Annotated in this window: 24 protein-coding genes and 1 tRNA gene; 7 read left to right on the top strand and 18 right to left on the bottom strand. The window is 64.1% G+C overall.

All coding sequences use genetic code 11. The annotated features are described in order from the left end of the window. Nucleotides 1-7: 7 nt before the first annotated feature. Together FNZ07_RS13980 and FNZ07_RS13975 are read left to right on the top strand one after the other, a co-directional pair. The gene (locus FNZ07_RS13980) at nucleotides 8-1,402 is read left to right on the top strand and encodes an AmpG family muropeptide MFS transporter (protein WP_091019411.1); all 1,395 of its coding nucleotides are present in this window, start codon (nucleotides 8-10) and stop codon (nucleotides 1,400-1,402) included. Next, nucleotides 1,399-2,532 carry a M48 family metallopeptidase gene (locus FNZ07_RS13975; protein ID WP_407670716.1) on the top strand — a complete coding sequence of 378 codons (1,134 nt, stop codon included), beginning with the start codon at nucleotides 1,399-1,401 and terminating at the stop codon, nucleotides 2,530-2,532. Before FNZ07_RS13980 ends, FNZ07_RS13975 begins: the two co-directional genes overlap by 4 nt. A gap of 40 nt (nucleotides 2,533-2,572) precedes the next feature. Here the strand turns inward: FNZ07_RS13975 and FNZ07_RS13970 are convergent, their stop codons facing one another. The 5 genes from FNZ07_RS13970 to gatC form a co-directional block, all read right to left on the bottom strand. After that, nucleotides 2,573-3,352 carry an exodeoxyribonuclease III gene (locus tag FNZ07_RS13970; RefSeq protein ID WP_091019407.1) on the bottom strand — a complete coding sequence of 260 codons (780 nt, stop codon included), beginning with the start codon at nucleotides 3,350-3,352 and terminating at the stop codon, nucleotides 2,573-2,575. 69 nt (nucleotides 3,353-3,421) lie between these two features. Continuing rightward, nucleotides 3,422-4,261, bottom strand: a complete 840-nt coding sequence (locus FNZ07_RS13965) for a PPK2 family polyphosphate kinase (RefSeq protein ID WP_091019405.1) — start codon at nucleotides 4,259-4,261, stop codon at nucleotides 3,422-3,424. Nucleotides 4,262-4,362: 101 nt separating this feature from the next. Beyond that, nucleotides 4,363-5,841 (bottom strand): Asp-tRNA(Asn)/Glu-tRNA(Gln) amidotransferase subunit GatB, encoded by a 1,479-nt coding sequence (gatB, locus tag FNZ07_RS13960; RefSeq protein WP_091019403.1) that lies wholly within the window; start codon nucleotides 5,839-5,841, stop codon nucleotides 4,363-4,365. Next, complete coding sequence (gatA, locus tag FNZ07_RS13955) at nucleotides 5,838-7,343, bottom strand: Asp-tRNA(Asn)/Glu-tRNA(Gln) amidotransferase subunit GatA (protein WP_091019400.1); 1,506 nt, start codon at nucleotides 7,341-7,343, stop codon at nucleotides 5,838-5,840. The genes gatB and gatA overlap by 4 nt, the downstream gene beginning before the upstream one ends. 121 nt (nucleotides 7,344-7,464) lie before the next feature. After that, complete coding sequence (gene gatC, locus FNZ07_RS13950; protein ID WP_091019398.1) at nucleotides 7,465-7,764, bottom strand: Asp-tRNA(Asn)/Glu-tRNA(Gln) amidotransferase subunit GatC; 300 nt, start codon at nucleotides 7,762-7,764, stop codon at nucleotides 7,465-7,467. A 377-nt stretch (nucleotides 7,765-8,141) separates the two neighbouring features. Between gatC and FNZ07_RS13945 the strand changes: the two genes are divergently transcribed. The 5 genes from FNZ07_RS13945 to rodA all read left to right on the top strand — a co-directional run bounded on the left by FNZ07_RS13945 (nucleotide 8,142) and on the right by rodA (nucleotide 14,577). After that, nucleotides 8,142-9,185, top strand: coding sequence for a rod shape-determining protein (locus FNZ07_RS13945; protein ID WP_004189550.1), 1,044 nt, complete (start codon nucleotides 8,142-8,144; stop codon nucleotides 9,183-9,185). A 153-nt stretch (nucleotides 9,186-9,338) separates the two neighbouring features. Then, nucleotides 9,339-10,448 carry a rod shape-determining protein MreC gene (mreC, locus tag FNZ07_RS13940; RefSeq protein WP_091019396.1) on the top strand — a complete coding sequence of 370 codons (1,110 nt, stop codon included), beginning with the start codon at nucleotides 9,339-9,341 and terminating at the stop codon, nucleotides 10,446-10,448. Beyond that, nucleotides 10,445-10,957: a rod shape-determining protein MreD gene (mreD, locus tag FNZ07_RS13935; protein ID WP_091019395.1), complete on the top strand. Its 513-nt coding sequence runs from the start codon at nucleotides 10,445-10,447 to the stop codon at nucleotides 10,955-10,957. The genes mreC and mreD overlap by 4 nt, the downstream gene beginning before the upstream one ends. A 136-nt stretch (nucleotides 10,958-11,093) precedes the next feature. Next, nucleotides 11,094-13,418, top strand: a complete 2,325-nt coding sequence (gene mrdA / locus FNZ07_RS13930; protein ID WP_091019392.1) for a penicillin-binding protein 2 — start codon at nucleotides 11,094-11,096, stop codon at nucleotides 13,416-13,418. A 10-nt stretch (nucleotides 13,419-13,428) separates the two neighbouring features. Continuing rightward, nucleotides 13,429-14,577: a rod shape-determining protein RodA gene (rodA, locus tag FNZ07_RS13925; protein ID WP_091019390.1), complete on the top strand. Its 1,149-nt coding sequence runs from the start codon at nucleotides 13,429-13,431 to the stop codon at nucleotides 14,575-14,577. Nucleotides 14,578-14,635: 58 nt separating this feature from the next. Here the strand turns inward: rodA and FNZ07_RS13920 are convergent, their stop codons facing one another. From FNZ07_RS13920 to fmt, 13 genes are all read right to left on the bottom strand, one after another. Further along, nucleotides 14,636-15,286 carry a tetratricopeptide repeat protein gene (locus tag FNZ07_RS13920; protein WP_245811738.1) on the bottom strand — a complete coding sequence of 217 codons (651 nt, stop codon included), beginning with the start codon at nucleotides 15,284-15,286 and terminating at the stop codon, nucleotides 14,636-14,638. 65 nt (nucleotides 15,287-15,351) lie between these two features. Then, nucleotides 15,352-16,134, bottom strand: a complete 783-nt coding sequence (locus FNZ07_RS13915) for an HpcH/HpaI aldolase family protein (protein WP_091019386.1) — start codon at nucleotides 16,132-16,134, stop codon at nucleotides 15,352-15,354. A gap of 179 nt (nucleotides 16,135-16,313) precedes the next feature. Beyond that, nucleotides 16,314-16,757, bottom strand: coding sequence for a 6-carboxytetrahydropterin synthase QueD (gene queD, locus FNZ07_RS13910; RefSeq protein WP_091019557.1), 444 nt, complete (start codon nucleotides 16,755-16,757; stop codon nucleotides 16,314-16,316). A gap of 9 nt (nucleotides 16,758-16,766) precedes the next feature. After that, on the bottom strand, nucleotides 16,767-17,399 hold the full coding sequence (gene queE / locus FNZ07_RS13905; protein ID WP_091019385.1) for a 7-carboxy-7-deazaguanine synthase: 633 nt from the start codon (nucleotides 17,397-17,399) through the stop codon (nucleotides 16,767-16,769). Nucleotides 17,400-17,525: 126 nt separating this feature from the next. After that, the gene (gene queC, locus FNZ07_RS13900) at nucleotides 17,526-18,257 is read right to left on the bottom strand and encodes a 7-cyano-7-deazaguanine synthase QueC (RefSeq protein WP_091019382.1); all 732 of its coding nucleotides are present in this window, start codon (nucleotides 18,255-18,257) and stop codon (nucleotides 17,526-17,528) included. Nucleotides 18,258-18,656: 399 nt separating this feature from the next. Continuing rightward, nucleotides 18,657-18,732 (bottom strand) — tRNA-Phe (locus tag FNZ07_RS13895). Nucleotides 18,733-18,803: 71 nt separating this feature from the next. Continuing rightward, nucleotides 18,804-19,496, bottom strand: a complete 693-nt coding sequence (gene esaR / locus FNZ07_RS13890; RefSeq protein ID WP_091019380.1) for a response regulator transcription factor EsaR — start codon at nucleotides 19,494-19,496, stop codon at nucleotides 18,804-18,806. Next, entirely contained in the window at nucleotides 19,497-21,911 is a 2,415-nt protein-coding gene (locus FNZ07_RS13885; RefSeq protein WP_091019378.1) for a sensor histidine kinase, read from the bottom strand. Then, nucleotides 21,901-22,491 (bottom strand): DUF4390 domain-containing protein, encoded by a 591-nt coding sequence (locus FNZ07_RS13880; RefSeq protein ID WP_091019376.1) that lies wholly within the window; start codon nucleotides 22,489-22,491, stop codon nucleotides 21,901-21,903. The genes FNZ07_RS13885 and FNZ07_RS13880 overlap by 11 nt, the downstream gene beginning before the upstream one ends. Next, nucleotides 22,488-23,912 (bottom strand): 16S rRNA (cytosine(967)-C(5))-methyltransferase RsmB, encoded by a 1,425-nt coding sequence (gene rsmB / locus FNZ07_RS13875; protein ID WP_091019374.1) that lies wholly within the window; start codon nucleotides 23,910-23,912, stop codon nucleotides 22,488-22,490. The genes FNZ07_RS13880 and rsmB overlap by 4 nt, the downstream gene beginning before the upstream one ends. 209 nt (nucleotides 23,913-24,121) lie before the next feature. After that, nucleotides 24,122-24,979 carry a zinc metalloprotease HtpX gene (gene htpX, locus FNZ07_RS13870; protein WP_091019371.1) on the bottom strand — a complete coding sequence of 286 codons (858 nt, stop codon included), beginning with the start codon at nucleotides 24,977-24,979 and terminating at the stop codon, nucleotides 24,122-24,124. Nucleotides 24,980-25,095: 116 nt separating this feature from the next. After that, complete coding sequence (locus tag FNZ07_RS13865) at nucleotides 25,096-25,740, bottom strand: LysE family translocator (RefSeq protein WP_091019370.1); 645 nt, start codon at nucleotides 25,738-25,740, stop codon at nucleotides 25,096-25,098. Between the two features lie 41 nt (nucleotides 25,741-25,781). Beyond that, nucleotides 25,782-26,765 (bottom strand): methionyl-tRNA formyltransferase, encoded by a 984-nt coding sequence (fmt, locus tag FNZ07_RS13860; protein ID WP_091019368.1) that lies wholly within the window; start codon nucleotides 26,763-26,765, stop codon nucleotides 25,782-25,784. Nucleotides 26,766-26,791 lie beyond the last annotated feature (26 nt).

Raw genomic sequence — 26,791 nt, 5'->3', positions numbered from 1 at the left:
CATTTTCATGTCGAACCCGCCGCACGAGGCGCGCGCACTTACCGCACACGAAGAACATCCTGGCTGGCGCGCGTTCCTGAACACGCGCATGCTGATTTGCGTCTTTCTCGGCTTCACGTCGGGATTGCCGCTCTTCACACTCGTCTATCTGGTGCAGGCCTGGTTGCGCTCCGAAGGCGTGAACCTGAAGGAAATCGGCCTCTTCGCGCTGATCCAGTTTCCGTACACCTGGAAGTTCGTCTGGGCGCCGCTGATGGACCGCTACCTGCCGCGGTTGCCCGGCTGGCGGCCAGGCCGGCGACGCGGCTGGATGCTCGTCACGCAGATTCTCGTGGCCGGCGCGATCGGCACGCTTGGGTTCGTCTCGCCACGCGAATCGATCTGGACCGTCGCCGCGCTGACCGCATTGGTCGCATTCTTCGGTGCAAGTCAGGACATCGCCGTCGATGCGTACCGGCGCGAACTGCTGAAGGACACGGAGCAGGGGCTCGGCAACGCCGTACACGTGAACGCTTACAAGATCGCGGCGCTCGTGCCCGGTTCGCTTGCACTCATCCTCTCCGATCACCTGCCGTGGACCACGGTGTTCGCCGTGACGGCCGCGTTCATGCTGCCGGGCATGATCATGACGCTCGTCGTGCGCGAACCCGAAGTGCATGGCGTGCCGCCGAAGAACCTGCGCGCGGCGATCGTCGAGCCGTTCCAGGAATTCGTGCGACGTGACGGCTGGCGCGGCGCGCTGTTCGTGCTGGGCTTCATCTTTCTGTACAAGCTCGGCGATACGATGGCGACCACGCTGTCGACGTCGTTCTTTCTCGACATCGGTTTCACGCGTACGCAGATCGGTGTGATCGCGAAGACGACCGCGTTCGGTGCGAGCCTCGCGGGTGGGATCATCGGCGGGATCTGGCTGATGCGCATCGGCATCGGTCGCGGGCTGTGGATTTTCGGCGTGCTGCAGATGGTGTCGACGCTCGGCTTTGCGTGGCTCGCGCATGTCGGACCGGCGTCGCCGGTGCTCGCTTCGCTCTATGGGTTTGCTTCGGCGGGCGGACAGGGGCTGACGAAGCTGCTGTCGTTCTTCGGTATCGGCTGGACCGTGCAGTTCGATCCGATGTCGGTTGCGCTCGCGCTCGTCTACGGCTTCGAAACCTTCTCGACCGGTCTTACGCTGGCAGCCTTCACCGCCTATATCGCCAGCACGACCGACCCGCGTTACACCGCTACCCAGTTCGCGCTCTTCACGAGCCTTGCTTCGGTGCCGCGCACGCTCGCTTCGGCGGCGAGCGGCTATGTGGTCGCGCAGATCGGCTGGTTCGACTATTTCATCGCGTGTACCGCGCTTGCACTGCCCGGCATGCTGCTGCTGTTTCGCATCGCTCCGTGGAGAGCGCGGTCGTGAGCGGGATCGTTTCGTTGCGCCGTCTGCTACCGCGTTTGCTGTGCATCGCGCTTGCGCTGAGCGGATTGGGGCTCGTCCCGGCCGCCGTTGCCTTCGCTGCGGACGCAGCATCTGCCACCGCCGCGACACCTCTTGCACGGGGCGTACCGAACGCTGCGACCACCGCAAGCGCCGCTCCCTCGTCTTCCGCGGCGACAAGCAGCAGCGCATCCGCGCCACAAGCCGCTTCGACGGTTCCGGCCGCATCGTCACCAGTCAGCGCCGCGAAGCCACCCACACCGACATCGAGTCCAACCGCCGCTGCCTCTCCGTCGTACCAGAGCAGCCCGCAGATCCGCTACGGCGACAGCGCCGTGTTTCGCAACCTGATTCCATCGCAGGTACTCGAGAACCAGGCCGCCGAAGAATTCGAGCAAATCGTCCACGGCGCCGATCACGCGAACCGTCTGTACCCGAACAACGATGTGCGCGTGCAGCGCGTGCGCGACATCGCAAACCGGCTGATTCCGTACTCGCTGAAATGGAACGAGCGCGCGAAGAACTGGAAATGGGAAGTGGCCGTCGTGCAGTCGCCCGATATCCGCATGTATTGCCTGCCCGGCGGCAAGATCGTCGTCTATAGCGGACTACTCGATCGCGTGCGGTTGAACAACAACGAACTCGGCATGCTGATCGGTCACGAGATCGCACACGCACTGCGCGAACATGCACGCGAGCGGCTCGGCGAGCAGCAGGCGGCGCAGTTCACGTCGGGTTCGATTCCGCAGCTGTTCGGTCTTGCGGATCTCGGTGCGGCGCCGCTCGGCATCGGCTCGCAGCTGCTGGAAATGAAATACGGACGCGCCGACGAAACCGAAGCCGACGTGATGGGCAGCGAAATCGCATCGCGCGCGGGCTACGATCCGCGCGCGGCCGTCACGCTGTGGGACAAGCTCGCGGCCGCGACGCACAGCAACCGCAATGGCGGCTACATCTATGTGCATCCGTATAGCGCCACGCGCCGCCAGGACATCATCAAGCGTTTGCCGGACATGTTGCCGCTGTACGCGAAGGCGCTCGGCAAGGACGTCGACGGGTCGCCCGGTTATGCGGCTACCGACCGCTCGCGGCAGGCCGCGGCGCGCAAATAGCAGCGGCGGGCGGCCCGTTTAGAGCCGCGCGCAGCATCAGTCAGCCTGCGAGCTTGTGTGCGTAATCGACGGTGACCGGCGCGTGATCGCTGAACTTGATATCGCGAAACACATCGCAGCGCTTCGCCTTGCCGGCAATTTCCGCCGTCGCGATCTGATAGTCGATCCGCCACCCGACGTTGTTCGCATACGCCTGCCCGCGGTTGCTCCACCACGTGTACTGCTCGGGCCGCTGGTCAAGCGTGCGGAACACGTCCACATAACCGACCTCGTCGAACAGCTGCGTGAGCCACGCCCGCTCTTCCGGCAGGCAACCCGAATTCTTCTGGTTGCCCTTCCAGTTCTTGATGTCGATTTCCTTGTGGACGATGTTCACGTCGCCGCACACGATCACTTCGCGCTTCTTGCTGAGCGCGGCGAGATGCGGCATGAACTCATCCATGAAGCGGAACTTGGCCTGCTGCCGTTCTTCACCGCTCGACCCCGACGGCACATACACCGAGATCACCGACAGCTTGCCGAAGCGCAGTTCGACGTAGCGCCCTTCGGGATCGAACTCCTCGCTGCCGAACCCGATGATGACCTTGTCCGGCTTATGACGCGTGTAGACGCCCGCGCCGCTGTAGCCCTTCTTGACCGCGTGCTGGAAGTAGCCGGTATAACCGTGCGGCGCGAGGAATTCGGGTGTCATATCGTCCTGCGAGCACTTGATTTCCTGCACGCAGATGACGTCGGCATCCTGCGTGCCGAACCATTCGAAGAAGCCCTTTTTGGCTGCGGAGCGGATGCCGTTCAGATTGGCGGTGATCACGCGCAACATGGTGTTCCTTTCTAGGCAATGGATGGGATAACGAAGCGCAACACGAGCAAACCGATGCTGCGTCAGTCCTCAGTCGACCTTCAAACCCTTCAGCGATGCTTTCGCCGGGGGATACTCGAGCTTCATGCCATCGAGCGCACGCAGCAGCAACTCGGCGATCATGACGTTGCGATGCGTCTTCGAATCGGCGGGAATCACGTACCACGGCGCGATCTCCGTCGAAGTCGCCGCGAGCGCATCGCGATACGCAGTCTGGTATTTGCCCCACAGCTTGCGCGCTTCGAGATCGGAGACGTCGAACTTCCAGTGTTTGTCCGGATCGTCGATGCGTGCCTGCAGACGCGCACGCTGCTCGTCCTTCGAAATGTGCAGCATGCATTTGACGATAGTCGTGCCGCTCTCCGCAAGCAACGCCTCGAACTGGCGAATGTGCCGGTAGCGCAGTTCGCGCGCGGCATCGTCGAGCGTGCCGAGCACGACCGGTACCAGTACGTCTTCGTAGTGGCTGCGATTGAAGACGGTCAGTTCGCCGGCCGCGGGTGCCTGCGCATGTACACGCCAGAGAAAATCGTGTGCGGCTTCGACGGGCGTCGGTGCCTTGAACGACACGATACGCAGGCCGAGCAGGTCGACTTCGTGAAAGACCGCGCGGACCGTACCGTCCTTGCCGCTCGTGTCCATACCCTGCAGCACGAGCAGCACACGTTGGCGGGTTTGCGTGTGCAGACGCTCCTGTAACGCGTCGAGCTGCGAGCCGATTTCGGCGAGGCGCGCGCGATCCGACTCCTTGCTGCCAGTCGAAAATGGCTTTACCGCCGGATCGAAACTGTCGAGCGCGAATTGTTCCGCCTTCTTGCCGTCGTTGAAGAACGGCACGCGGAAATCGTCCAGCTCGGGTTTCTTTGCCATGCAATGTCTCCTTTTTTGCCCAGCCTTCAACCCGGCAACGGCCCGTCATCGCAGCGACAGGCGCGAACCACGCGCCCGCTAACCCGTTCGCACCGCATCGTTCAGGACAGTTTCTTCTTCAGCAGTTCGTTGACCTGCTGCGGGTTGGCCTTACCTTTCGTCGCCTTCATCGCCTGTCCGATCAGCGCGTTGAATGCCTTTTCCTTGCCGGCGCGGAATTCTTCCACCGACTTCGCATTCGCGGCGAGCACCTCGTCGATGATCGCTTCGAGCTCGCCGCTATCCGAGATCTGCTTGAGGCCCTTCGCTTCGATGATGCGATCGGCGGCGGCTTCGTCGGTGGCTTTCTCTTCCCAGATCGCCTGGAAAATTTCCTTCGCGATCTTGTTCGAGATCGTGCCGTCGGCGATCCGCTGCAACACGAGCGCGAGTTGCGCGGCCGACACCGGGCATGCGCCGATGTCGAGGTCTTCGCGATTCAGTTGCGACGATACCTCACCCATCAGCCAGTTCGCGGCAACCTTCGCCTGCGCGGCGCCGGCTTTGTCGACCACCGCTTCGTAGTACGCGGCCATCGCCTTGCTCGACGTCAACACGCTGGCGTCGTAAGGCGTCAGGCCGTATTGCTCGACGAAACGCTTCTGCATGCCAGCGGGCAGCTCAGGCATCTCGCTGCGCACGCGCTCGACCCACGCCGCGTCGATCACGAGCGGCATCAGGTCGGGGTCGGGGAAATAGCGGTAATCGTGCGCGTCTTCCTTGCTGCGCATCGAGCGCGTTTCGCGCTTGTCCGGATCGTACAGACGCGTTTCCTGCACGACGGTACCGCCGTCCTCGATCAGCTCGATCTGGCGACGCACTTCGTACTGGATCGCTTCTTCAAGAAAGCGGAACGAGTTCAGGTTCTTGATCTCGGCGCGCGTGCCGAATTCCTTCTGCCCAACCGGCCGCACCGACACGTTCGCATCGCAACGGAACGAACCTTCCTGCATATTGCCGTCGCAGATGCCGAGCCACACGACGAGCGCATGCAGCGTCTTCGCGTACGCGACGGCTTCGGCCGCGCTGCGCATCTCCGGCTCGGTGACGATTTCGAGCAGTGGCGTGCCGGCACGATTCAGATCGATGCCGGTCATGCCTGCGAAGTCTTCGTGCAGCGATTTACCCGCGTCTTCTTCAAGATGCGCGCGCGTCAGGTTGACGGTCTTTTCGTAGGTGGTGCTGTTGCCGTCCTTGTCCTTGCCGGGCACCTGGATCGTGACCTGTCCGCCCTGCACGACCGGAATCTCGTACTGGCTGATCTGATAGCCCTTCGGCAGATCGGGGTAGAAATAATTCTTGCGCGCGAAGATGCTGCGCGGCGCGATCGTCGCGCCGATCGAGAGACCGAAGGTGATCGCGCGTTCGACGGCGCCGCGGTTCATCACCGGCAGCACGCCCGGCAACGCGAGATCGATCGGGCTTGCCTGAGTGTTCGGCGCCGCGCCGAACTGCGTCGCGGTGCCGGAGAAAATTTTCGATACCGTCGAGAGCTGTGTGTGCGTCTCGAGACCGATGACGACTTCCCATTGCATAGTCATGCCTCCCACCGGGCGGAGCCGGCCGGTGTCCTGCGATGCCAGTCGGTGGCGCGCTGGAACGCGTCCGCCACCTGCAACATCCTGGCTTCGTTAAAGTAGTTACCGATGATCTGCAGACCTACCGGGCGCTGCGCATTCGCGCCCGCGCCGAAGCCGCACGGCACGCTCATGCCGGGCAGACCGGCCAGGCTCACTGACAACGTGTAGATATCGGCGAGATACATCTGCACCGGATCGTCGCCCTTCGCACCGAGGTCCCATGCCACCGAAGGCGACACCGGTCCCATGATCACATCGCACTGATGGAACGCTTCCTGGAAATCCTGCGCGATGATGCGGCGGATTTTCTGCGCCTGCAGGTAGTACGCATCGTAGTAGCCATGCGAGAGCACATACGCCCCAACCAGAATGCGTCGCTTCACCTCGGGGCCGAAGCCTTCTGCGCGCGTTTTCTTGTACATGTCGAGCAGATCGCGATATTCGGCGGCGCGATGGCCGTAGCGCACGCCGTCGAAACGCGACAGGTTGGACGACGCCTCCGCGGGGGCGATCACGTAGTACACGGGGATCGATAGCTCGGTTTTCGGCAGCGAGACGTCGACGAGCGTTGCGCCGAGTGCTTCGTACTGCTTCAGCGCGGTATCGATGGCGGCGCGCACGTCGTCGGCGAGGCCCGCGCCGAAGTATTCCTTCGGCAGACCGATGCGCAGCCCGGCGAGCGGCTTCGCAGCGTCGCCGCCGCTTTGCCATGTCTCGCCCAGATGGCGCGTGTAGTCCTCGTCATCGCGCACGAGGCTCGTCGAATCGCGTTCGTCGAAGCCGGCCATGGCGTTGAGCAGCGTCGCGCAATCGGCGGCGTTCTGCGCGAACGGACCGGCCTGATCGAGCGACGATGCGAACGCGATCATCCCGTAGCGCGACACGCGGCCGTACGTCGGCTTGATACCCGTGACGCCGGTGAACGATGCGGGCTGGCGGATCGAGCCGCCGGTGTCGGTGCCGGTCGCGACCGGTGCGAGACGCGCGGCCACCGCTGCCGCCGAGCCACCCGACGACCCGCCCGGCACAGCCTTGCGATCCCACGGGTTCTGCACCGGGCCAAAGTGCGAGTTCTCATTCGACGAACCCATCGCGAACTCGTCCATATTCGTCTTGCCGACGCACACCATGCCCACCTGCGCCAGGCGCTCGACGACCGTTGCATCGAAGGGGCTCGTGTAGTGCTCGAGCATCTTCGAGCCGGCGGTTGCGCGCCAGTCGCGCGTGACGAACACGTCCTTGTGCGCGATCGGCAGGCCTGTCAGCGGGCCCGCATTGCCGGCGGCAAGCCGCGCATCGGCGGCTTTCGCCTGGGCGAGCGTGAGGTCGGCATCGACGTGCAGGAACGCGTTCAGGCCGCGTGCCTCGTCGATCCGCTTCAGGTACAGCTGCGCCAGTTCGACCGCGGAGCATTCCTTCGCGTCGAGCGCTGCGCGCAGTTCGGTCAAGCTCTTTTCATGCATTGCATTGTTTCCGGAGAACGCCGCGGCGTCGTGCGCCGTGGCGGATGTGTGTCCTGTTGCGTGGCTGGCCGGCAAACCGCGCAGCTCGCGCGGCCCGCACAGCTATACCCGATTCAAACGGCTATTCGAGCACTCTCGGCACCAGATACAGACCGTCCTGCACAGCCGGCGCGGACTGCTGGAAGTCGTCGCGGCGCACGGTTTCCGTCACTGCGTCGTTACGCAGACGCAGCGCGACGTCTTCGATCTGCTCGATCGGATGGGCGAGCGGCGCAATGCCGGTCGTGTCGACTGCCTGCATCTGCTCGACGAGACCGAAGAAGTCGTTGAGCTGGGCAAGCGTATGCCCAGCCTCGTCCTCGGCCAGTTCGAGCCGCGCGAGGTGGGCAATGCGTTTAACATCGGTCAGGGTCAGAGCCATGCAGTCACCGGAGAGGAAGGTGGACTGCCGCAGTGCGGAAAAACAATGCTGCGACAGCGGGTTACGTCACTGGAGGCGACCCTCGAAAGCGGGCCGTCAGAGGCAAAAAGTGCGCTCCGTTTCCTTCAAAACAAGCAAAATTATAAGGTATCATTACGCGTTCGACCCAAACCCGGACCGAGCTGGCAAGGCCCTGCTGGAACATTTTCCAGCTTGCACCCAGAAAACGCTGAGCGGCCCTGCCCCGGCCTCCGGTAGATTCCCCCCGCAGTTTCGTGCTCTCGTGGCCGCTCCCGCCAGCCTGAAACTGCTATTTTTTCCGCTGCCGCCCTACGCATACAGTGCGAGGCCCGGCCCCCAGCGAGACAGGATTTTGAATGTTCGGTTTTTTGCGCAGCTACTTCTCCAACGATCTGGCGATTGACCTCGGCACTGCCAACACGCTTATCTACATGCGTGGCAAAGGTATCGTCCTCGATGAACCGTCGGTGGTTTCCATCCGCCAGGAAGGCGGCCCGAACGGCAAGAAGACGATTCAGGCAGTCGGCAAGGAAGCAAAGCAGATGCTCGGCAAGGTGCCGGGCAACATCGAGGCGATCCGCCCGATGAAAGACGGCGTGATCGCCGACTTCACCGTCACCGAGCAGATGATCAAGCAGTTCATCAAGACCGCTCACGAATCCCGCATGTTCTCGCCGTCGCCGCGCATCATCATTTGCGTGCCGTGCGGCTCGACCCAGGTTGAGCGTCGCGCGATCAAGGAAGCCGCGCACGGCGCGGGCGCCTCGCAGGTCTATCTGATCGAAGAACCAATGGCAGCTGCAATCGGTGCCGGCCTGCCGGTATCGGAAGCGACGGGCTCGATGGTCGTCGATATCGGCGGCGGCACGACGGAAGTCGGCGTGATCTCGCTGGGCGGTATCGTGTACAAGGGTTCGGTGCGTGTCGGTGGCGACAAGTTCGACGAGGCAATCGTCAACTATATCCGCCGCAATTACGGCATGCTGATCGGCGAGCAAACTGCCGAAGCGATCAAGAAGGAAATCGGTTCCGCGTTCCCGGGTTCCGAAGTGAAGGAAATGGAAGTGAAGGGCCGCAACCTGTCGGAAGGCATTCCGCGCAGCTTCACAATCTCCAGCAACGAAATCCTCGAAGCCCTGACCGATCCGCTCAACCAGATCGTGTCCTCGGTCAAGATCGCACTCGAGCAAACCCCGCCGGAACTGGGCGCCGACATCGCCGAACGCGGCATGATGCTGACGGGCGGCGGTGCACTGCTGCGCGACCTCGACCGCCTGCTCGCGGAAGAAACCGGCCTGCCGGTGCTGGTCGCCGAAGACCCGCTCACGTGCGTCGTGCGCGGCTCGGGCATGGCGCTCGAGCGCATGGACAAGCTCGGTAGTATCTTCTCTTACGAGTAAGCGAGTCCTGCTCCATGACCGCAGCGCGGACGGCACGGCCAGCTCCCTCCGGGCTGGCGCGTTGCCCGGCGGCCCGTCCGGCCGCCGCGCGCTGAGCGCGATCGCCGCGCTGCATACCGCTTCATTCACCCGCTCACGCGCCCGGCGCCGACCATGGAATACAGTCCGCCGCCCCTATTCAAGCAAGGTCCATCGGCACTCGCCCGGCTGATCTTCTTCGTCGTGCTCGCGCTGGCGCTGCTCATTTCCGACGCGCGCTTCAAGACGCTCGAAATCGTCCGCGGGGTGCTCGGGGCGGGCCTGTATCCGCTGCAACGCGCGGCGCTCGTGCCGCGCGACCTGTTCATGGGCGCCGCCGATCTCGCCGTGACGAGCGCCACGCTGCGCGCTGAAAACACGAAGCTGCGCGAGCGCAATCTGCAACTATCGCAACAAGCCAATCAATCAGCACTGCTCGGCGCGGAGAACGCGCACTTGCGCAGCCTGCTGCAACTGTCGCAACGCGCGACCATCCAGTCGATTCCCGCCGAAATCCAGTACGACACGAGCGACCCCTTTACGCAGAAAGTCGTGATCGGCCGCGGTTCGCAGCAGGGCATCCAGAACGGTTCGCCGGTTGTCAACGAAGACGGCGTGATCGGCCAGATCACGCGCGTGTTCCCGCTGCAGGCCGAAGTCACCCTGCTCACCGACAAGGACCAGGCCGTGCCCGTGCAGATCGTGCGAACCGGGCTGCGCAGCGTGATCTATGGGACACCGAAGGGCGACTCGCTCGATCTGCGCTTCGTGCCGATCAGCGCCGATGTGCAGACCGGCGACGAACTCGTCACGAGCGGTCTCGACGGTGTCTATCCGCCGGGGCTGCCGGTAGCGAAGGTCGTGCGGGTCGACAAGCAGGCCGATACGGCGTTCGCACGCGTCGTCTGCGTGCCGGTCGCGCCGGTGCGCGGCGCGCGCCAGCTGCTCGTGCTGCACTATCAGAACGATGTGCCGCCGCGGCCGGAAGAGGCCGAGTCGGCAGCCGATTCCGCGAAAGCGGCAAAGGCGAAGAAGCCTGCGGCGGACAAGGCAGGCGCGAAGGGCGCGGACAAGGCTGCTGAAAAGGGTTCGGATAAAACCGCGGACAAGCCCGCGAGCAAACCCGCTGATAAGCCTGCGGCGAAACCCGCCGGCAAAGAGCCTGCTCATAGCACCCGGCCCACTGCGCCCGCCGCCCCCGTGAAACCCGCTACACCAGCCGCCGGCCAGGGGGCGAACCCATGAACCGCCCGCAATACATCCTGCAGCCGGTCAACCCATACTTCATCGCATTCAGCCTCGCCGCCGCGTTCCTGCTGAACCTGATGCCCTGGGGCCGTCTGATCGGCATACCCGACTTCGTCGCACTGGTGCTGCTGTTCTGGAACGTCCACCAGCCGCGCAAGGTCGGTATGGGCATCGCGTTCCTGCTCGGTCTGCTGATGGACGTACACAACGCAAGCCTGCTCGGCGAGCACGCGCTCGCGTATACGCTGCTGTCGTACGGCGCGATCACGATCCATCGGCGGGTGCTGTGGATGTCGCTCGGCGTGCAGGCGTTCGCCGTGATGCCGCTGTTCGTCATCGCGCAGATCGTTCCGTTCGTGATCCGGCTGCTGGCCGGCGCGGCGTTTCCGGGCTGGGGTTATCTGATCGACGGGTTCGTCGAAGCGGTGCTGTGGCCGCTCGCCAGCGTGATACTGCTGATGCCGCAACGCCGTCCGGCCGATCCGGACGACACGCGTCCTATCTAGTCCAGCGCTCACCGGGACCGCCCTTGAAACTCGTTGCATCCCGCCGGCCCGGTCCGCGCACGTTATCTCTTCCGGTTCGCGGCCTGCGGGTTCGCGCACCTCGTGACGGCCGCCAGACGGCCCTGTTTGCTATCGCATGACCGAATTCAAGGACACCCAGCAGCAGCTCTCGAAGTTCCGCCTGCGCGTCGCGGCGGCGGGTCTGTTCGTGTTCGTCTGCTTCGGGTTGATCACGTTCCGCTTCCTGTACCTGCAGGTGTGGCACTACAGCAAGTACTCGCTGCAGGCCGACGAAAACCGCATCTCGGTGGCGCCGATCGTGCCGAACCGCGGCATCATCACCGACCGCAACGGCGTCGTACTCGCGAAAAACTACTCGGCGTACACGCTCGAAATCACGCCGTCGAAGCTCAACGACACGCTCGATAATGTGATCGACAGTCTCGCCACCGTCATCTCGATCGATGCCCGCGACCGGCGCCGCTTCAAGAAGCTGCAGGAAGACTCGAAGAATTTCGAAAGCCTGCCGATCCGCACGCGCCTCACCGACGACGAAGTCGCGCGCTTCACGGCGCAGCGCTTCCGCTTTCCCGGCGTCGAAGTGCGCGCGCGCCTCTTCCGCCAGTACCCGCTCGGGCCGACCGCCGCGCACGTGATCGGCTACATCGGCCGGATCTCGCAGCGCGATCAGGATCGCATCGACGACGCCAGCGATCAGAACAACAGCGATCCCGAGCACTACGACGCACGCCTCGACGCGAACAACTACAAGGGCACCGACTACATCGGCAAGATCGGCGTCGAGCAGAGCTACGAAACCGAACTGCACGGGCAGACCGGTTTCGAGGAAGTCGAAGTGACCGCGGGTGGCCGACCGGTACGTACGCTGTCGCGCACTCAGGCCACGCCGGGTAACAATCTCGTGCTGTCGATCGACATCGGTTTGCAGCAGGTCGCCGAGCAGGCGTTCGCCGGCCGGCGCGGCGCACTCGTCGCAATCGAACCGGCCACCGGCGACGTGCTCGCGTTCGTCTCGGCGCCGAGCTTCGATCCGAACTCGTTTGTCGACGGAATCGACCAGCAGACCTGGGACGACCTCAACAACTCGCCCGACCACCCGCTGCTGAACCGGCCGCTGCACGGCACCTATCCGCCGGGTTCGACCTACAAGCCGTTCATGGCGCTCGCCGCGCTGGCGCTGCACAAGCGCACACCGGGCTGGGGCTTCCAGGACCCGGGCTACTACACGTTCGGCGGCCACACGTTCCGCAACGACGTGCGCTCGGGTCAGGGCTGGGTCGACATGAACCGCGCGATCGTCGTGTCGAACGACACGTACTTCTACATGCTCGCGCACGACCTCGGCGTCAACGCGATCGCCAATTTCATGAAGCCGTGGGGCTTCGGGCAGATCACCGGTATCGACATCGCCGGCGAAGCGCGCGGCATCCTGCCGTCGACCGAATGGAAGCGCAAGGCGTATCGCAAGCCGGAACAGCAACGCTGGTACGAAGGCGAAACGATCAGCCTCGGGATCGGCCAGGGCTACAACTCGTTCACGATCTTGCAGCTCGCTCATGCGGTCGCGACGCTCGCCAACAACGGCGTGCTGATGAAGCCTCACCTCGTGAAGGAAATCGAAAATCCGATCACCCGCGATACGCACCTGACCGTGCCCAAAGACGACGGTCGCATCAACGTGCCGCAATCGGACATCGATGTCGTCAAGCGCGCGCTGGTCGGTGTGGTGACCGGCGGTACGGCATCGAAGCTGTTTATCGGCGCACCGTATCAGGCGGCGGGCAAGACCGGCACGGCCCAGGTCTATTCGCTGCAGGGCGCGAACTACAAGGGCCATGCGATCCCCGAGCGGCTGCGCGACCACGCGCTCTTTACTGCATTCGCGCCGGCGGACAATCCGAAAATCGCAGTAGCCTTGATCGTCGAAAACGGCGGCTGGGGCGCCGAAGCGGCTGGACCGATCGCGCGCAAGGTGCTGGACTTTTATCTGGTCGACCGGCAGAAACCAGGCGCCGAAGCCGCGGCCGTCGCAGCAGCGGCCTCGGCAACCGAAGATGCTTCCGCGCCGGTCATAGGCGGCGCATCGACGCCCGTCAAAACCACGTTGCCGGTTCCTGTCGCGACGGGCTTTACCGCGTTGCCGGAGCCGGGTGCGGCCTCGGCGCCTGGCGCGGCATCGGCGGCGGTTGCCGCTTCGGCAGGGGACACGCCAGCCACGCCATTAAGCGCGCCTCCCGATGCCGCCGCAGAGCCGGCCAGCATTGCATCGGCGGCCATCGCTGCGGCGCCGCGCGCCAAAATTCTCGTGCCGCGCAAATCCGGCGGCCCTCACAGCCCCCGTCCTGCCGGCGGCGCAACGCCCGCAGTCGTCGCGCCCACGCGCAACGACGGGAAAGAGTCGCAGCCGGCCCAGCCGGCTAGCGGCGGCATCGACGAGTAAGGAGAAAGGCATGCAATTCGACAAGCGCGCCTGGCTCGACCGCATCAAGCGGATGTTCGCAGGCTTCGACCGCCCGCTCGCGCTCACCGTGTTCCTGCTGCTGTGCGTCGGCATCGTCACGCTGTATAGCGCGAGCCTCGATGTGCCCGGGCGCGTGGAAGACCAGTTGCGCAACATCATGCTGACGTTCGTGCTGATGTGGGCCCTCGCCAATGTGCCGCCCACCACGCTGATGCGCTTCGCGGTACCGCTTTACACGTTCGGTATTGCGATGCTCGTGGCGGTCGCGCTATTCGGGCTCACGCGCAAGGGCGCCAAACGCTGGATCAACGTCGGCGTCGTGATCCAGCCGTCGGAGATCCTGAAGATCGCTACGCCGTTGATGCTCGCCTGGTATTACCAAAGGCGCGAAGGCGTGGTGCGCTGGTGGGACTATCTGGTCGGCCTCGTGATCCTGCTGGTGCCGGTCGGACTGATCGCCAAGCAGCCCGATCTCGGTACCGCCGTGCTGGTGTTCGCCGCGGGCTTCTTCGTGATCTATTTCGCGGGCCTGAGCTTCAAGCTGATCGTGCCGGTGCTGATCGCCGCAACGATCGCGGTGGCATCGATCGCGGCATTCCAGGACCGGATCTGCCAGCCCGAAGTCACCTGGCCGCTGATGCACGATTATCAAAAGCACCGCATCTGTACGCTGCTCGATCCGACCTCCGATCCGCTCGGCAAAGGCTTCCACACCATTCAGGCCGTGATCGCGATCGGTTCCGGCGGCGAGCTCGGCAAGGGCTGGTTGAAGGGCACGCAGGCGCATCTGGAATTCATTCCGGAAAAGCACACCGACTTCATCTTCGCGGTGTTCTCGGAGGAATTCGGGCTGGCCGGCGGCATCGTGCTGCTGGTGCTGTACATGGCGTTGATCGCGCGCGGGCTGTATATCGCCGCGAACGGTGCGACGCTGTTCGGGCGGCTACTGGCCGGCGCGCTGACGATGGCGTTCTTCACCTACGCCTTCGTCAATATCGGCATGGTGAGCGGCATCCTGCCGGTGGTCGGCGTGCCGTTGCCGTTCATGAGTTACGGCGGCACGGCGCTCACCACACTCGGTGTCGCGATCGGTCTGATCATGAGTGTGGGGCGCCAGAAGCGTTTGATGCAGAGTTGAGTGTTGAACGCGCGGAGCACGACGCCCGCAGTTGCAGCGGGCGCCTGCGTTATGGTGACTACGGTGATTTCGACGATTTCGGTGCGGCGTTGAGCAACTGCGCGGACAGTTGCTGATACTTCAGACGCGCCGCCGGATCGCCCTGAGCCGCAGCCGCCGCGTAGTACGCGCGCGCCACGTTCAGGTTCTGTTTGACGCCGTCGCCGCCGCGCTCATAGAACGAGCCGGCCACATACTGCGCGGTCATGTCGCCACCCTCGGCGGCCTTCTCGTACCAGATGAACGCCTGCCGGTTGTCGCGCGGCGTGCCCCGTCCATCGAGGAACTGGTTCGCCAGCGCAAGTTCCGCCAGCACGTGTCCCTGCCGCGCAGCCTTCAGAAACCAGCGATGCGCCTCGGCGGGATCGCGGCCCACGAACTCCCCGTCGTCGTACATTTTTCCGTACACGTACTGCGCATGCGACATGTTGGCGTCCGCGGCCTTGCGCAGCCACTTCTTGCCTTCATCGACGTTGGCTTTGCCGCCTTCGCCATTGAGCAGCATCATCGCGTAGTTGAATTCGGCGAGGCGGCTGCCGTGTTCGGCGGCCTTGCGAAACTCGACGAGCGCAACGCTCAGGTTGCCGGCGTTGTAGTCGGCGACCGCCGTTTGCGTGGCGAGATCGGACGCTTTCGGTTTCTCGATCTGCGCATGCACCGGGCCGACCATGAACAGCACGGCGGACACTGCGCCGATCGCCGCGCGCGCCATCCCTCGACCTCGAATGCACCGCTTCATGACCGCGCCTCCTGCAGCGCCTGGCGCGTTGCGCGAAGCAGCCACATGACGTCGGCGGCAAGCGCGATAAAGCGAAACCCGTCCTCGCGATACTGCCGCGCACCTGCGACGTCGAGCGCGAAGATGCCAGTCGCGACGCCGGCGCGCCGCGCTGCATCCGAGATGTGCGCAATTGCTTGCTGCACCTCGGGGTGCTTCGGATCGCCGAGATGACCGAGGCTTGCCGCGAGATCGGCCGGTCCGATAAACAGGCAATCGACACCGGACGTCGCCGCAATCCGTTCGACTTCCTGCACTGCGCGTGCCGACTCGATCTGCACGATCGTCGCGATCTGCGCGTTGGCGTTCTGGATGTAGTCGCGCCGCATACCGTACGCAGCGGCCCGTACTGCGCCGGCTACACCGCGCAGGCCGTCGGGTGTATTGGTGTCGGGATAGCGCGTCAGACGCACCGCATGCGCAGCGTCATCCGCGGTTTCGATGTTCGGAAACATCAGCGTGCGCGCGCCGGCATCGAGCGCGCGTTTGACGAGCCAGCCTTCCTTCGCGGGTACACGCACCACCGGTTCGCTCGGCAGATGCGCAGCCGCGATGGCGCGCAACTGCGCGGTGACATCGTTGCTGTCGTTGGGCGAGTGCTCCATGTCGATCAGCAGCCAGTCGAAGCCGGCGTGCGCGAGCGCTTCTGCGGCTGCATCGCTGCCAAGTGACAGCCACAGCCCGATCAGCGGCTCAGATTCGTGCAGACGTTGCTTCAGGGGATTCGTGAACGTGCTCATCGCGGCGCTCCTCGCCGGCGCGAGGCAGCGCCTTCGCTGGAACGATGCGTGAGCAGAAAGGATGGACGTTCAGCCGGGCCAGGAACGGCCCTGGGCAGATGGCGTGCGCCGTGTAGCGTGGTAACCGGCATGTCTCGCTCCGTGTGGTTGTCGAGCGATCATACCGTGACAATAACGCGTTAGTCGCGGACCACGTCGGCCCAGCAGTTGGGGGTTTCGTACAGGCGCACGTGGTGCAGCCGCAGATTCACGCCGTAGTGCGCGTCGTAGACGTTGGCCAGAATATCGAACGCGACGGCTGCGAGGTTTTCGACGGTCGGGATGCGATCGAGTACGACCGTCTTGTGATCGGGCATCGATTCGAGAAAGCCGCGCACGCGCGTATCGCCTTCGAAGACGAGAAACGCGTGATCCCACTTGTCGACGAGATGTTCGATAGCCAGCGACTTCACATCGGCGAAATCCATCACCATGCCGCGATCGGGCGCGCCTTCGGTTTCGACGAGGTCGCCTTGCAGCGTGATTTCGAGCACGTAGCGATGCCCGTGCAGGTTACGGCACTGGCTGCGGTGATCGGGGATGCGGTGGCCCGCATCGAATTCGAGTTTTCGGGTAATGGTCAGCACGGCAAATCAGGGAATATTCAGGTACTTGTGAGTCTGCATCGACAGGCGCCACTGCGGATGGCGTTTGCACCAGTCGATCGCGAGCTTCGTATTGATGTCGCGCGACGGACCGTCCATGGGCTGGACGAGGAAATAATCGAACTCGAGCTTCGCGTAGTCGGCGAGGCGCTGGTTGTCCTGCGGCACGACGACCTTCAGCTCGTTGCCCTTCGTCACGACGAGCGGCGCATCGGCTTTCGGGCTCACGCAGATCCAGTCGATCGTCTCGAGCACCGGCAGCGAGCCGTTGGTCTCGATCGCGATCTCGAAGCCCGCTGCATGCAGTGCGTCGACGAAGGGCGGGTCCATCTGCAGCATCGGTTCGCCGCCCGTGCACACGACGAAGCGGTTGTCTTCGCCCTGCGGCCACTGCGCGGCGATCATCGCGACAAGCTCTTCGGCGCTGCGATACTTGCCGCCGTTCTCGCCGTCGGTGCCGACGAAATCCGTATCGCAGAAGCGGCACACAGCATCCGCGCGATCTTCCTCGCGGCCCGACCACAGATTGCAGCCGGCGAACCGGCAGAACACAGCCGGGCGCCCGGCGTTCGCGCCCTCGCCCTGCAACGTGTAGAAGATTTCCTTGACTGCGTACGTCATGCTGCTTTTCGCCTAAGACTCCAGATTACTCACCTGATTGGCTGGCATCTGCCATGCCGGTGTTGCGCGAGTGCGCACTGAACTTCAATATCCCAACCGCGCGCGTTATCGCGCTCCTACCGCATTTCATGCGGGCGCCGTCACCTTCTCGCCGACGAGATACGCCTCGTAACCACGCTTGCGCAGCCGGCACGCCGGACACTCGCCGCAACCGAATCCCCATGCATGCAACTCCGCCCGCTCGCCGACGTAGCAGGTATGCGTCTCGACCCGCACCAGCTCGACCAGTTCGTCGCCACCGAGTGTGTGCGCAAGACGCCACGTGTCGGCCTTGTCGAGCCACATCAACGGCGTTTCGAGCAGCAGGCGTGTAGCCATGCCGAGATTGAGCGTCACCTGCAGCGCCTTCATCGTGTCGTCGCGGCAGTCGGGATAGCCCGAGAAATCGGTCTCGCACATACCACCGACCAACACCTGCAAACCCCGCCGATACGCAATCGCCGCAGCGATCGTCATGAACATCAGATTGCGGCCCGGCACGAACGTGTTCGGCAAACCGTTGGCGGCGGTCTCGATCTGGATTTCGCGCGTCATCGCGGTATCGCTGATCGCGCCGAGCACCGACAGATCGATCGTGTGATCGTCGCCGAGTCGCGCGGCCCATGCGGGAAAGCGCTGCACGATGGCCTGCCGGAAACCTTCGCGGCATTCGAGTTCGACCCGGTGCCGCTGACCGTAATCGAAGCCCAGCGTCTCGACCGTTTCATATCGTTCGAGCGCCCAGGCAAGGCATGTGGCCGAATCCTGGCCGCCTGAAAACAGCACAAGCGCGCTGCTTTTAGCGTCTTTGCGGGTCACCGTGAAACTCCGTGAAGATGAGTGCCGCGCCGCTGCATTGCCGTGCCGTACACCGTCGGCAACGCAGCGTCGCGCGCCGGCACCGCGCCGGCTCAAGCAGTATAGGCCGCGCCTTCCGCACGCAGAGTCGCTGGGCACTTATACCGCTGATATACCGCTGATCGTTGGGCGGAGACGTCCGCGCGATATCGACACGATGTACGCTCTCGGCGCCCAGAAACGAAAAGGACTTGCGGCACGATTCAGGCAAGGCCGGCAAGTCCTTGAAAACGTGCGATTTTATCATCGGGGCCGAAGTGGTGCTTGCGGGCCACCGCTGTGGCTGGCAGCAGCCTCGCTGCATTTCGGACCAGCATATGAAAAGCCCCAGGAATCTTGCGATTTCCTGGGGCTGAATTCTGGTGGCCTGGGGCGGAATCGAACCACCGACACGCGGATTTTCAATCCGCTGCTCTACCAACTGAGCTACCGGGCCAACGAAGAAGCGAGAGTATAGCAAAGCACTCGACGCAGCTCAAGCCCCTTGATGATTTATCCCGCCAGACCCTACTCGCCCTTGTTCTTGCCGAGATCGACGCCGAGTTGCTTCAGCTTCCGGTACAGGTGAGTCCGCTCGAGCCCGGTCTTTTCCGCGACGCGCGTCATGCTGCCGTTTTCGCGCGCGAGGTGATACTCGAAGTACGCGCGTTCGAACGCATCGCGTGCATCGCGCAGTGGAATATCGAACGAGATCGCCGCGGTCTGGTTCGGCACGGTGCTACCGCCGATGCCGTCGCTCGCGAGCACAGGCAGCGCCGCCGCCGAGGCCACCGTCGCCCCACCGGCCGGCGCCGCGGGCTTCGCTGCTGCACCGCCGGCTGCCGGCACCGCATTGCCGCCGCGTGCGAGACCCTGTTCGACGGCCTTCAGCAGCTTCTGCAACGCAATCGGCTTCTCGAGAAAATTGAGTGCGCCGATCTTCGTCGCTTCGACTGCGGTGTCGATCGTGGCGTGACCGGACATCATGATGACCGGCATCGTGAGTTGCCCTTGCGCAGCCCACTCTTTCAGCAACGTCACGCCATCGGTATCGGGCATCCAGATATCGAGCAGCACCAGATCGGGTGCCTGACGTTGCCGCAGTTCGCGCGCTTCCTGCGCGTTCTCCGCCACTTCCACGACATGCCCTTCATCGCTCAGGATCTCCGAGAGCAATTCCCGGATGCCCATTTCGTCGTCTACCACCAGGATGGTTGCCATTTACGCTGCCCTTGTCTGCACTGTTGCTTTTGTCGTTCCCTGCAACGCTGCGCCGTGCGTCGTCTGCGGTCCTGCGTCGGGCGCTGCCGTATCGTCTGCGAGTTGCAGAAAGAGGATCGAGATCTGCGCGCCCTCGACCACATCGCCCGCCTTGAGCCGGTTGCGAATATCGATACGTGCGCCGTGTTCGTCGACAATCTTCTTGACCATCGCAAGACCAAGCCCTGTCCCTTTGGCCTTGGTCGTCACGTAAGGTTCGAATGCACGCGTCAGGATGCGCGCGGGGAACCCCGGGCCGTTGTCCGTCACAGTCAGCCGAACCGCGATGCGTACCTTTCCTTCCGCGTCGGGGTCTCCGTATTCTACTGTCCTCGTCTCGAGCAACACGCGAGGCTCCGCAATCTCGGCCACTGCGTCCTGCGCGTTCTGCAGCAGATTGTGGATCACCTGCCGCAATTGCGTCGCGTCGCCGCGAATGACCGGCAATTCCGCCAGCTCCACCGCAATCGCGCTCTTGCCTTCCTCGATCCCGTACAGCGTCATCACTTCGCTGACCAGCTCGTTGAGCTGCAAGTTCGCCAGTACCGCGGGCGGCGTGCGCGCGTAGTCGCGGAAATTGTCGACCATCTGCTTCATCGCCGCGACCTGGTTGACGATCGTGGTCGCGCCGCGCTTCAGCACATCGGCATCAGACGGACCGAGCTTGTCCGCGAGTTTCATCTGCAGCCGTTCCGCCGACAACTGGATCGGCGTGAGCGGATTCTTGATTTCATGCGCCAGACGTCGTGCCACTTCGCCCCATGCAATCGAACGCTGTGCCGAGATCACGTCGGAGATATCGTCAAAGACGACCACATAGCCCGCCGTTTGCACGTCGGCCACATCGCCTTCGGCGGCCGCGAAGAGCCGGGCGCCGCGCACGAGCAGCGTCAACGGATCGGTTTCGCCGGGCACTTCCACCGAAAATTGCTGCTGCCAGTGGCCGCGATCGTCGCCGTCGCGGCTCGCCGCTTCGCGGTCGGCGAACGCCTTGCGCACCATCGCGCCGAACTCGGCCAGCACGCCGATGCGATCGAGCGCCGAGCCGAGCACCGCCTGGAACTGCTGGCGGAAAATCCGCTCGGCGCCGCGGTTCGCGGTGGTCAAACGGAACTGCCGGTCGAACACGAACACACCGGCCGTGAGATTCGCGAGAATACTTTCCAGGTAGGCCTTCGAATGTTCGAGTGCGATACGGTTGTTCTCAACGGCGGCGCGCGCTTCGGAAAGCTGTCGGGTCATCGCGTTGAACGACTGGGTCAGGAAGCCGAGTTCATCGCGCGACTTGATTTCGCGCTTGGGCGTGTAGTCGCCCTCGGTCACTTCCTTCGTCCCCTGCGCGAGCAGGAACAGCGGCCGCGCGAGCTGATTGCCGAGCGCGAGCGCGATCATCATCGCGATGAAGGTCGCGAGAAACAGCGCAAGCGTGAGCGTGCCGATGTACATCTTGCGCAGACCCGTACGGCCAAGCGACTTCTCCTGGTACTCGCGATACGCGCGCTGTACCGCATCGGCATTGCGCGCAAGCGTCGGCGAGACCGGCTGTGTCAGCTGCAGGAAACGCTCTGCGGGCTGCAGCAACGAGGCGTTCGAATCCGGAATGAGCGTCACGACGCGCAGCCGCAGCGCGCCTTTCGGACCGTGCGCGGCGGGGTCGCCGTCCACTTCGCCTTCGATGGCCGCGTAGCCGCGGCCGCGTGCCTGATCGATCATCATCTGTGTCGGCACGTCGCTCGGCACCAGCGTCGAGTAATTGCTCGACGCCTGCGCGACAACGCGCATGCCTGGAGTCGCGCCCGACATACTGGGCGGCGCAGGCGCGACGATCGTCGCGTCCTGCACGCTGAACTGATCGCGCAACCGTAGCAACGTGAGCGTCGTGCCTGGAGCATCGGCGCTCGCGATCTGGTCGGCCATCAGCCGGGCCTTCGTCTGCAGATCGGACAGCGATGCGTCGAGCATGCCGCGCCCGAGGTTCAGCCCCGACGTCAGCGCGGTCTCGACGTTGACGTCGAACCACGACTCGATACTGCGCGACACGAACTGGTACGACACGACATAGATGATGCCGCCCGGCACCACACCGACGAGCGCAAAGAAGAACGCGAGCTTCGCGAGCAACCGCGTGCCGAACTTCCCTCTGCGCAACCGCATGATGATGATGCCGACCAGCACCGTCACGATCAGCATGAAGATCAGCGCGACCGCGATGTTGGCCGCGTAGAGCCAGCCGTAGTAGCGATCGAAGAATTCGGTGTTCGCGCTCGCGGCGGCCAGCAGCACGAGCAGCAGCACAGCCGTCACACCGACCGTCGAGACCAGCACGCGCGCGACGATGCTGCTCACACTGGTGACGCGGCGTACGCTATTTAGCACGTTCGGTCACCGTGAAGGTAAAGCGTTTCCAGTCGGAAACGAGATTCCAGTCGCGGTTGTTGACCGCGTCGATCTGGAACGGCTTGGGCATCAGTGCGACGTCGAGCTGCATGCGCACCGATGCGGTATAGGTTTCTCCGGGATGCACGTCATTACGTTCGATCACGTGCCACGACGTGATGTGCTTGATCACGGCGAGCGCGTCGCTGAGCGTCGGGAAGCCCTGCTGCAAGCCGCCGCTCGACACCCGGTATTCGCGCGTAAGCGGCTGGAACGACAGCCGGATGCTCTGCGACACGCTCACGGGCTGCTCGTCGAACCAGTACCAGCGTGGGCGGCTCAATTCGAAATCGGTGGTGAAGTACAGCGGGATGCCGCGATTGACCGCGTCTTCAAGGCTGCTGTTCAGCTCGAAGTCGAAGCGGGCATCGAGCGCCCAGCCGTTGCCGTCGGACTGCAGCGATGCGCGTTGCACGGCGATCGAATCGGCGCGCGCCTGGCCGGCTGCGGTCAGGCAAACGGCCAGCGCGAACCAGAGCACGGCCGCGAACCGAAGCGGGAAGAAGCGTTTGATGATCACCGTTTCTGAAAGCGCGCGTAGAAGAATCCGTCGTGGTCAGCGTGCTGGCCGATGGAATGCCCAGCCATGGAACCGGCCGATGCGCCGGCGGGCACGCGGGCAGCCGCGGGCAGTAGTTGCCCCGGCGCGTCCAATCGTACCGCATCCGGGTAGAGGTTTCCAAACCACTGTGCCTGCAGTTCGCCCTCTTCCGGGAAGATCGAACACGTGACGTAGAGCAGTTCTCCGCCTGTTTTCAGCAGCGGCCAGAGTGCCTGCAGGATACGGCGCTGTTCGGCGACGAGGGCGGGGATGTCGGATGCCCGTCGCAGCCAGCGGATGTCCGGATGCCGGCGCACGATGCCCGACGCCGAGCACGGCACGTCGGCGAGAATCCGGTCGTACGGTTTGCCGTCGTGCCACGCGGTGGGGTCGCCTGCGTCGCCGATGCGGATTTCCGCTTCGAGCTGCAAACGCTGCAGGTTTTCGCCGATGCGGCGCGCCCGCGACGCGTCGCTTTCGAGCGCGACGACTTCGACATCGGCAAGTTCGAGCAGATGTCCGGTCTTGCCGCCGGGCGCCGCGCAGGCGTCGAGGATGCGCATGCCGTCGCGCGCATCGAGTAGCGGTGCGGCGAGTTGCGCGCCGGCATCCTGCACGGACACCACACCGTCGGTGAAACCGGGAATGCGTTCGACCGAGGTCGGCACGGCGAGTCGCACCGCATACGCGCCCACATGGGTCGCGGCGATGCCCTGTTCGCTCAGCATCTGTAGATAGGCATCGACCGTGGAGTGGCGCGGATTGACCCGCAGCGTCAGAGGACCCTGTACGTTACCGGCCGCGAGCACATCCTGCCATGCATCGGGCCACGCGCGCCGGACTGCATCGAGCCACCACGACGGGTAATTCCAGCGCGCCACCTCGTCGGCCTGCAAGGCGTCGAGCAGCGCGGCCCGCTCGCGCAGGAAGCCGCGCAGCACCGCATTGACGAGCCCCTTTGCGAACGCGAACTCGCGTCGGCCCCCGATCGCATTCACCGCCTGATCGACCACCGTGAACGGCGCATAGGCCGCGGCGTCGCCTTCGTCGATGAGCAGCGCGAACGCACAGGCGAGCACGTTGGCCACGTGCGGCGGCGGCTCCTTGTGCAGCCGTTGTGCGATCAGCCAGTCGGCGCTCCCGAGACGGCGCATCGTCGTGTAGGCGATATCCTGTACCGCACCGCGCGCGATGGCCGCGTCGCTGTCTTTCCCGAACGCAAAAAGACCCTGCACGGCAGCTGGTAGCGCAGAGCCTGCGCGTACCGCGCCGATTGCCTGAGCGGCGCTGTCGAGTGCGAAGCCGAGAGAGTCGGGCGCAAGATGCAGTGCCGACAGGCGGGATTCGCGCTCACGCGGCGCCGGTTGGGAAGAGGAACGCTGGGAAGGCTTTCGGGTCATGGAGAATGCGCGGGCAGGCCGCGCAGTACGCGCGACACAAACGGGACATTGTAACTTGGCGGGCCTGGGCGGCCGGTGGATACCGTTAGCGTGCAAACGGCGGTAGACCGCGACAAACAATGTTGGGGAATGAAAAAGCGAACCCTGAGAAGGTTCGCTTTTTCTGATGGGGCACGCACGATGTATCGCGCCGCCCTTTGGCCCTCACCCTAGTCGAAGCGCCCGGTGCGCGCCATCTCCATGAGCCGGGCGACGCGTTCTTCGGTGGCCGGGTGCGTCGAAAACAGGTTCGCGATACCGCCACTTGCGAGCGGATTCATGATCATCATCTGCGCGGTGGCCGGGTGTGCTTCTGCGGTCGGGAATGGGACGCCGCTCGCGTAGCGATGGATTTTATCGAGCGCGCTAGCCAGCGCCTGCGGATCGCCCGAAATCTGCGCGCCGCCGCGGTCCGCTTCGAATTCGCGCGCACGCGAAATCGCCATCTGGATCAGCGCGCCGGCAATCGGCGCCAGCAGCGCAACAGCGATGCTCGCGATCGGGTTGGTCGCACGGCCGTTCTCGTCGCGACCGCCGAAAAACATCGCGAAGTTAGCCAGCGCGGAAATCGCGCCGGCCATGGTCGCGGAGATCGTCGAGATCAGGATGTCGCGATGCTTCACGTGCGCGAGTTCGTGTGCCATCACACCGCGCATTTCGCGCTCGGACAGCACACGCAGAATGCCGGTCGTGGCCGCCACCGCCGCATGCTCGGGGTTGCGGCCGGTCGCAAACGCGTTCGGTGCGTCTTCGTTGATCAGGTAGACACGCGGCATCGGCAGGTTGGCCCGCGTCGCGAGTTCGCGGACCATCCGGTAGAACTGTGGTGCGCTGGCCTCGTCGACTTCCTGCGCGTTGTACATGCGCAGGACCATCTTGTCCGAGAACCAGTAAGAGAAGAAATTCATGCCGAGTGCGATCAGCAACGCGAGCATCATGCCGCGCTGGCCGCCGATCATCCCGCCGATAACAACAAAAAGGGCCGTGATCGCGGCCATCAACACCGTGGTTTTGACCCAATTGAACATGTTCGTTACTCCTTGCCCGGTTGCAGGTTCATATCTCGTGCCGTCTTCCAGGCGATATGCTGGGGACGCCCGATTGTAAGCTTTCTGTTAGATATGGGCTTGCAAGGATAATTCAATCATCGTGTTGCAGTAGCGAGCTTAACGCCAAGACCGACGAACGCACTGCCGACGCCGCGGTCCAGCCAGCGCTTCACGCCCGGTTTGCCGGAAAAGCGCTGCGTGACGCTACCGGCGATCCACGCGACGAAGCTGTTCCACACCATGCTCATTGCCACGAACACGAGACCGAGCGTGAGAAAAGCCCATGCCTTGTGATCGCTGGTGGTCGCGACGAACTGCGGGAAGAACGAGACGAAGAACAGCACGACCTTCGGATTCAGCACGTTGGTCCAGAAGCCTTGCAGGAACAGCTGCCGCAGCGATTTCGGCGCGCCGGTGGCCTGCGCTGCGGTTCCCGCTTCCGGGTTCGAGTCCGCTTTGGTGAGGATCAGCCTCACACCGAGGTAGATCAGATACATCGCGCCGACGAACTTGATCACCGTGAACGCGGTCGCCGATGCCGCCAGCAGCGCGGTCAGCCCGAACGCGCAGGCAAGCGAATGCACGCAGCAGCCCGCCGATATACCGAGTGCCGAGATCAACCCGGCGCCGCGGCCCTGCGCCACGCTGCGCCCGACGATATAAGCCGTATCGGGGCCGGGCGTCACGTTCAGCAGGAAAACGGCGACGACGAAAAATCCGAAATGGGTGATGCCGAACATGAAAACCTCAGAGGCGGGCGCGCAGGCGCTTACTGTCCTGCTTATTGCTCGTCGGGAAGCTGGAAACGTTGTCCCGCGGCCAACGTGGAGCCGGCGAGAAATTCGCGTGCAGGCAGGCGCTTGCCGCCTGGCTTCTGTAGTTGCGTGAGCCGCAGCACACCTTCGCCGCAGGCTACCGCGACACCGTCCGGCGCAACCTCGACGATCGTGCCCGGTGTGGCGTCGGTACGCATCTCGACCGGTGCTGCGGCCCAGATCTTCAGCGCCGTGCCGTCGAGCGTCGCCACACCGCCGGGGAACGGATCGAAGGCGCGCACCTGGCGGGCCAGCGCCGCAGCGGGGCGACGCCAGTCGAGCGTCGCTTCGTGTTTGTCGATCTTCGCAGCGTAGGTGGCGCCGTCAGCAGGCTGCGGCACGTTGTGCAGCTTGCCGCTGCGCTCGAGTTCGACCAGCGCATCGACGATCAGCGTTGCGCCCGCCTGCGCGAGCCGGTCGTGCAGGGTCGCGGTCGTATCGTCGGGATGGATTGGCGTACGCGCCTCGGAGATCATCGCGCCGGTATCGAGACCGGCGTCCATCTGCATCAGCGTGATGCCAGTCTGCGCGTCGCCGGCTTCGATCGCGCGATGGATCGGCGCAGCGCCGCGCCAGCGCGGCAACAGCGACGCGTGAATATTGATGCAGCCGTGCGGTGCGATATCGAGCACTTCCTGCGGCAGCAGCAGGCCGTAGGCGGCGACCACCATGACATCGTGGGGCGTTGCCTTTAGCTGCTCGATGGCGGCAGTGGCTTCTGCGGGAAATTTACCGGTGCGTCGCAGCGACGGCGGTTGCGCAACCGCGAGCCCGTGTTCTTCGGCGAAACGCTTGACGGCGCTGGCCTGCAGTTTCATGCCGCGCCCCGCGGGCCGATCCGGCTGGGTCAGCACAAGCGGCACCGGGAAGCCCGCCGCGTGAATCCCAGCGAGCGCCGCTGCGGCAAATCCAGGGGTACCGGCAAAGACGACGCGCAGCGTATGACTCATGAGTGGAAGCAAAAGGCGGGGTAGGC

Origin of the sequence: Paraburkholderia megapolitana (assembly GCF_007556815.1) — a bacterium.
Lineage (GTDB): Bacteria > Pseudomonadota > Gammaproteobacteria > Burkholderiales > Burkholderiaceae > Paraburkholderia > Paraburkholderia megapolitana.
Note: the sequence above shows the minus strand (reverse complement) of the source record. Positions and strands in the feature narration are given on the sequence as shown.

What these genes read in the sequence shown, in the direction of transcription:
- FNZ07_RS13980 (WP_091019411.1), top strand. Translation starts at nt 8, where the DNA reads ATGTCGAACCCGCCGCACGAGGCGCGCGCACTTACCGCACACGAAGAA.
- htpX (WP_091019371.1), bottom strand. Translation starts at nt 24,979, where the DNA reads ATGTTCAATTGGGTCAAAACCACGGTGTTGATGGCCGCGATCACGGCC.
- gatB (WP_091019403.1), bottom strand. Translation starts at nt 5,841, where the DNA reads ATGACTATGCAATGGGAAGTCGTCATCGGTCTCGAGACGCACACACAG.
- gatA (WP_091019400.1), bottom strand. Translation starts at nt 7,343, where the DNA reads ATGCATGAAAAGAGCTTGACCGAACTGCGCGCAGCGCTCGACGCGAAG.
- FNZ07_RS13965 (WP_091019405.1), bottom strand. Translation starts at nt 4,261, where the DNA reads ATGGCAAAGAAACCCGAGCTGGACGATTTCCGCGTGCCGTTCTTCAAC.
- mreD (WP_091019395.1), top strand. Translation starts at nt 10,445, where the DNA reads ATGAACCGCCCGCAATACATCCTGCAGCCGGTCAACCCATACTTCATC.
- FNZ07_RS13945 (WP_004189550.1), top strand. Translation starts at nt 8,142, where the DNA reads ATGTTCGGTTTTTTGCGCAGCTACTTCTCCAACGATCTGGCGATTGAC.
- gatC (WP_091019398.1), bottom strand. Translation starts at nt 7,764, where the DNA reads ATGGCTCTGACCCTGACCGATGTTAAACGCATTGCCCACCTCGCGCGG.
- FNZ07_RS13920 (WP_245811738.1), bottom strand. Translation starts at nt 15,286, where the DNA reads ATGGTCGGCCCGGTGCATGCGCAGATCGAGAAACCGAAAGCGTCCGAT.
- mreC (WP_091019396.1), top strand. Translation starts at nt 9,339, where the DNA reads ATGGAATACAGTCCGCCGCCCCTATTCAAGCAAGGTCCATCGGCACTC.
- rsmB (WP_091019374.1), bottom strand. Translation starts at nt 23,912, where the DNA reads ATGACCCGAAAGCCTTCCCAGCGTTCCTCTTCCCAACCGGCGCCGCGT.
- mrdA (WP_091019392.1), top strand. Translation starts at nt 11,094, where the DNA reads ATGACCGAATTCAAGGACACCCAGCAGCAGCTCTCGAAGTTCCGCCTG.
- esaR (WP_091019380.1), bottom strand. Translation starts at nt 19,496, where the DNA reads ATGGCAACCATCCTGGTGGTAGACGACGAAATGGGCATCCGGGAATTG.
- fmt (WP_091019368.1), bottom strand. Translation starts at nt 26,765, where the DNA reads ATGAGTCATACGCTGCGCGTCGTCTTTGCCGGTACCCCTGGATTTGCC.
- FNZ07_RS13915 (WP_091019386.1), bottom strand. Translation starts at nt 16,134, where the DNA reads ATGAGCACGTTCACGAATCCCCTGAAGCAACGTCTGCACGAATCTGAG.
- rodA (WP_091019390.1), top strand. Translation starts at nt 13,429, where the DNA reads ATGCAATTCGACAAGCGCGCCTGGCTCGACCGCATCAAGCGGATGTTC.
- queE (WP_091019385.1), bottom strand. Translation starts at nt 17,399, where the DNA reads ATGACGTACGCAGTCAAGGAAATCTTCTACACGTTGCAGGGCGAGGGC.
- FNZ07_RS13970 (WP_091019407.1), bottom strand. Translation starts at nt 3,352, where the DNA reads ATGTTGCGCGTGATCACCGCCAATCTGAACGGCATCCGCTCCGCAGCC.
- FNZ07_RS13865 (WP_091019370.1), bottom strand. Translation starts at nt 25,740, where the DNA reads ATGTTCGGCATCACCCATTTCGGATTTTTCGTCGTCGCCGTTTTCCTG.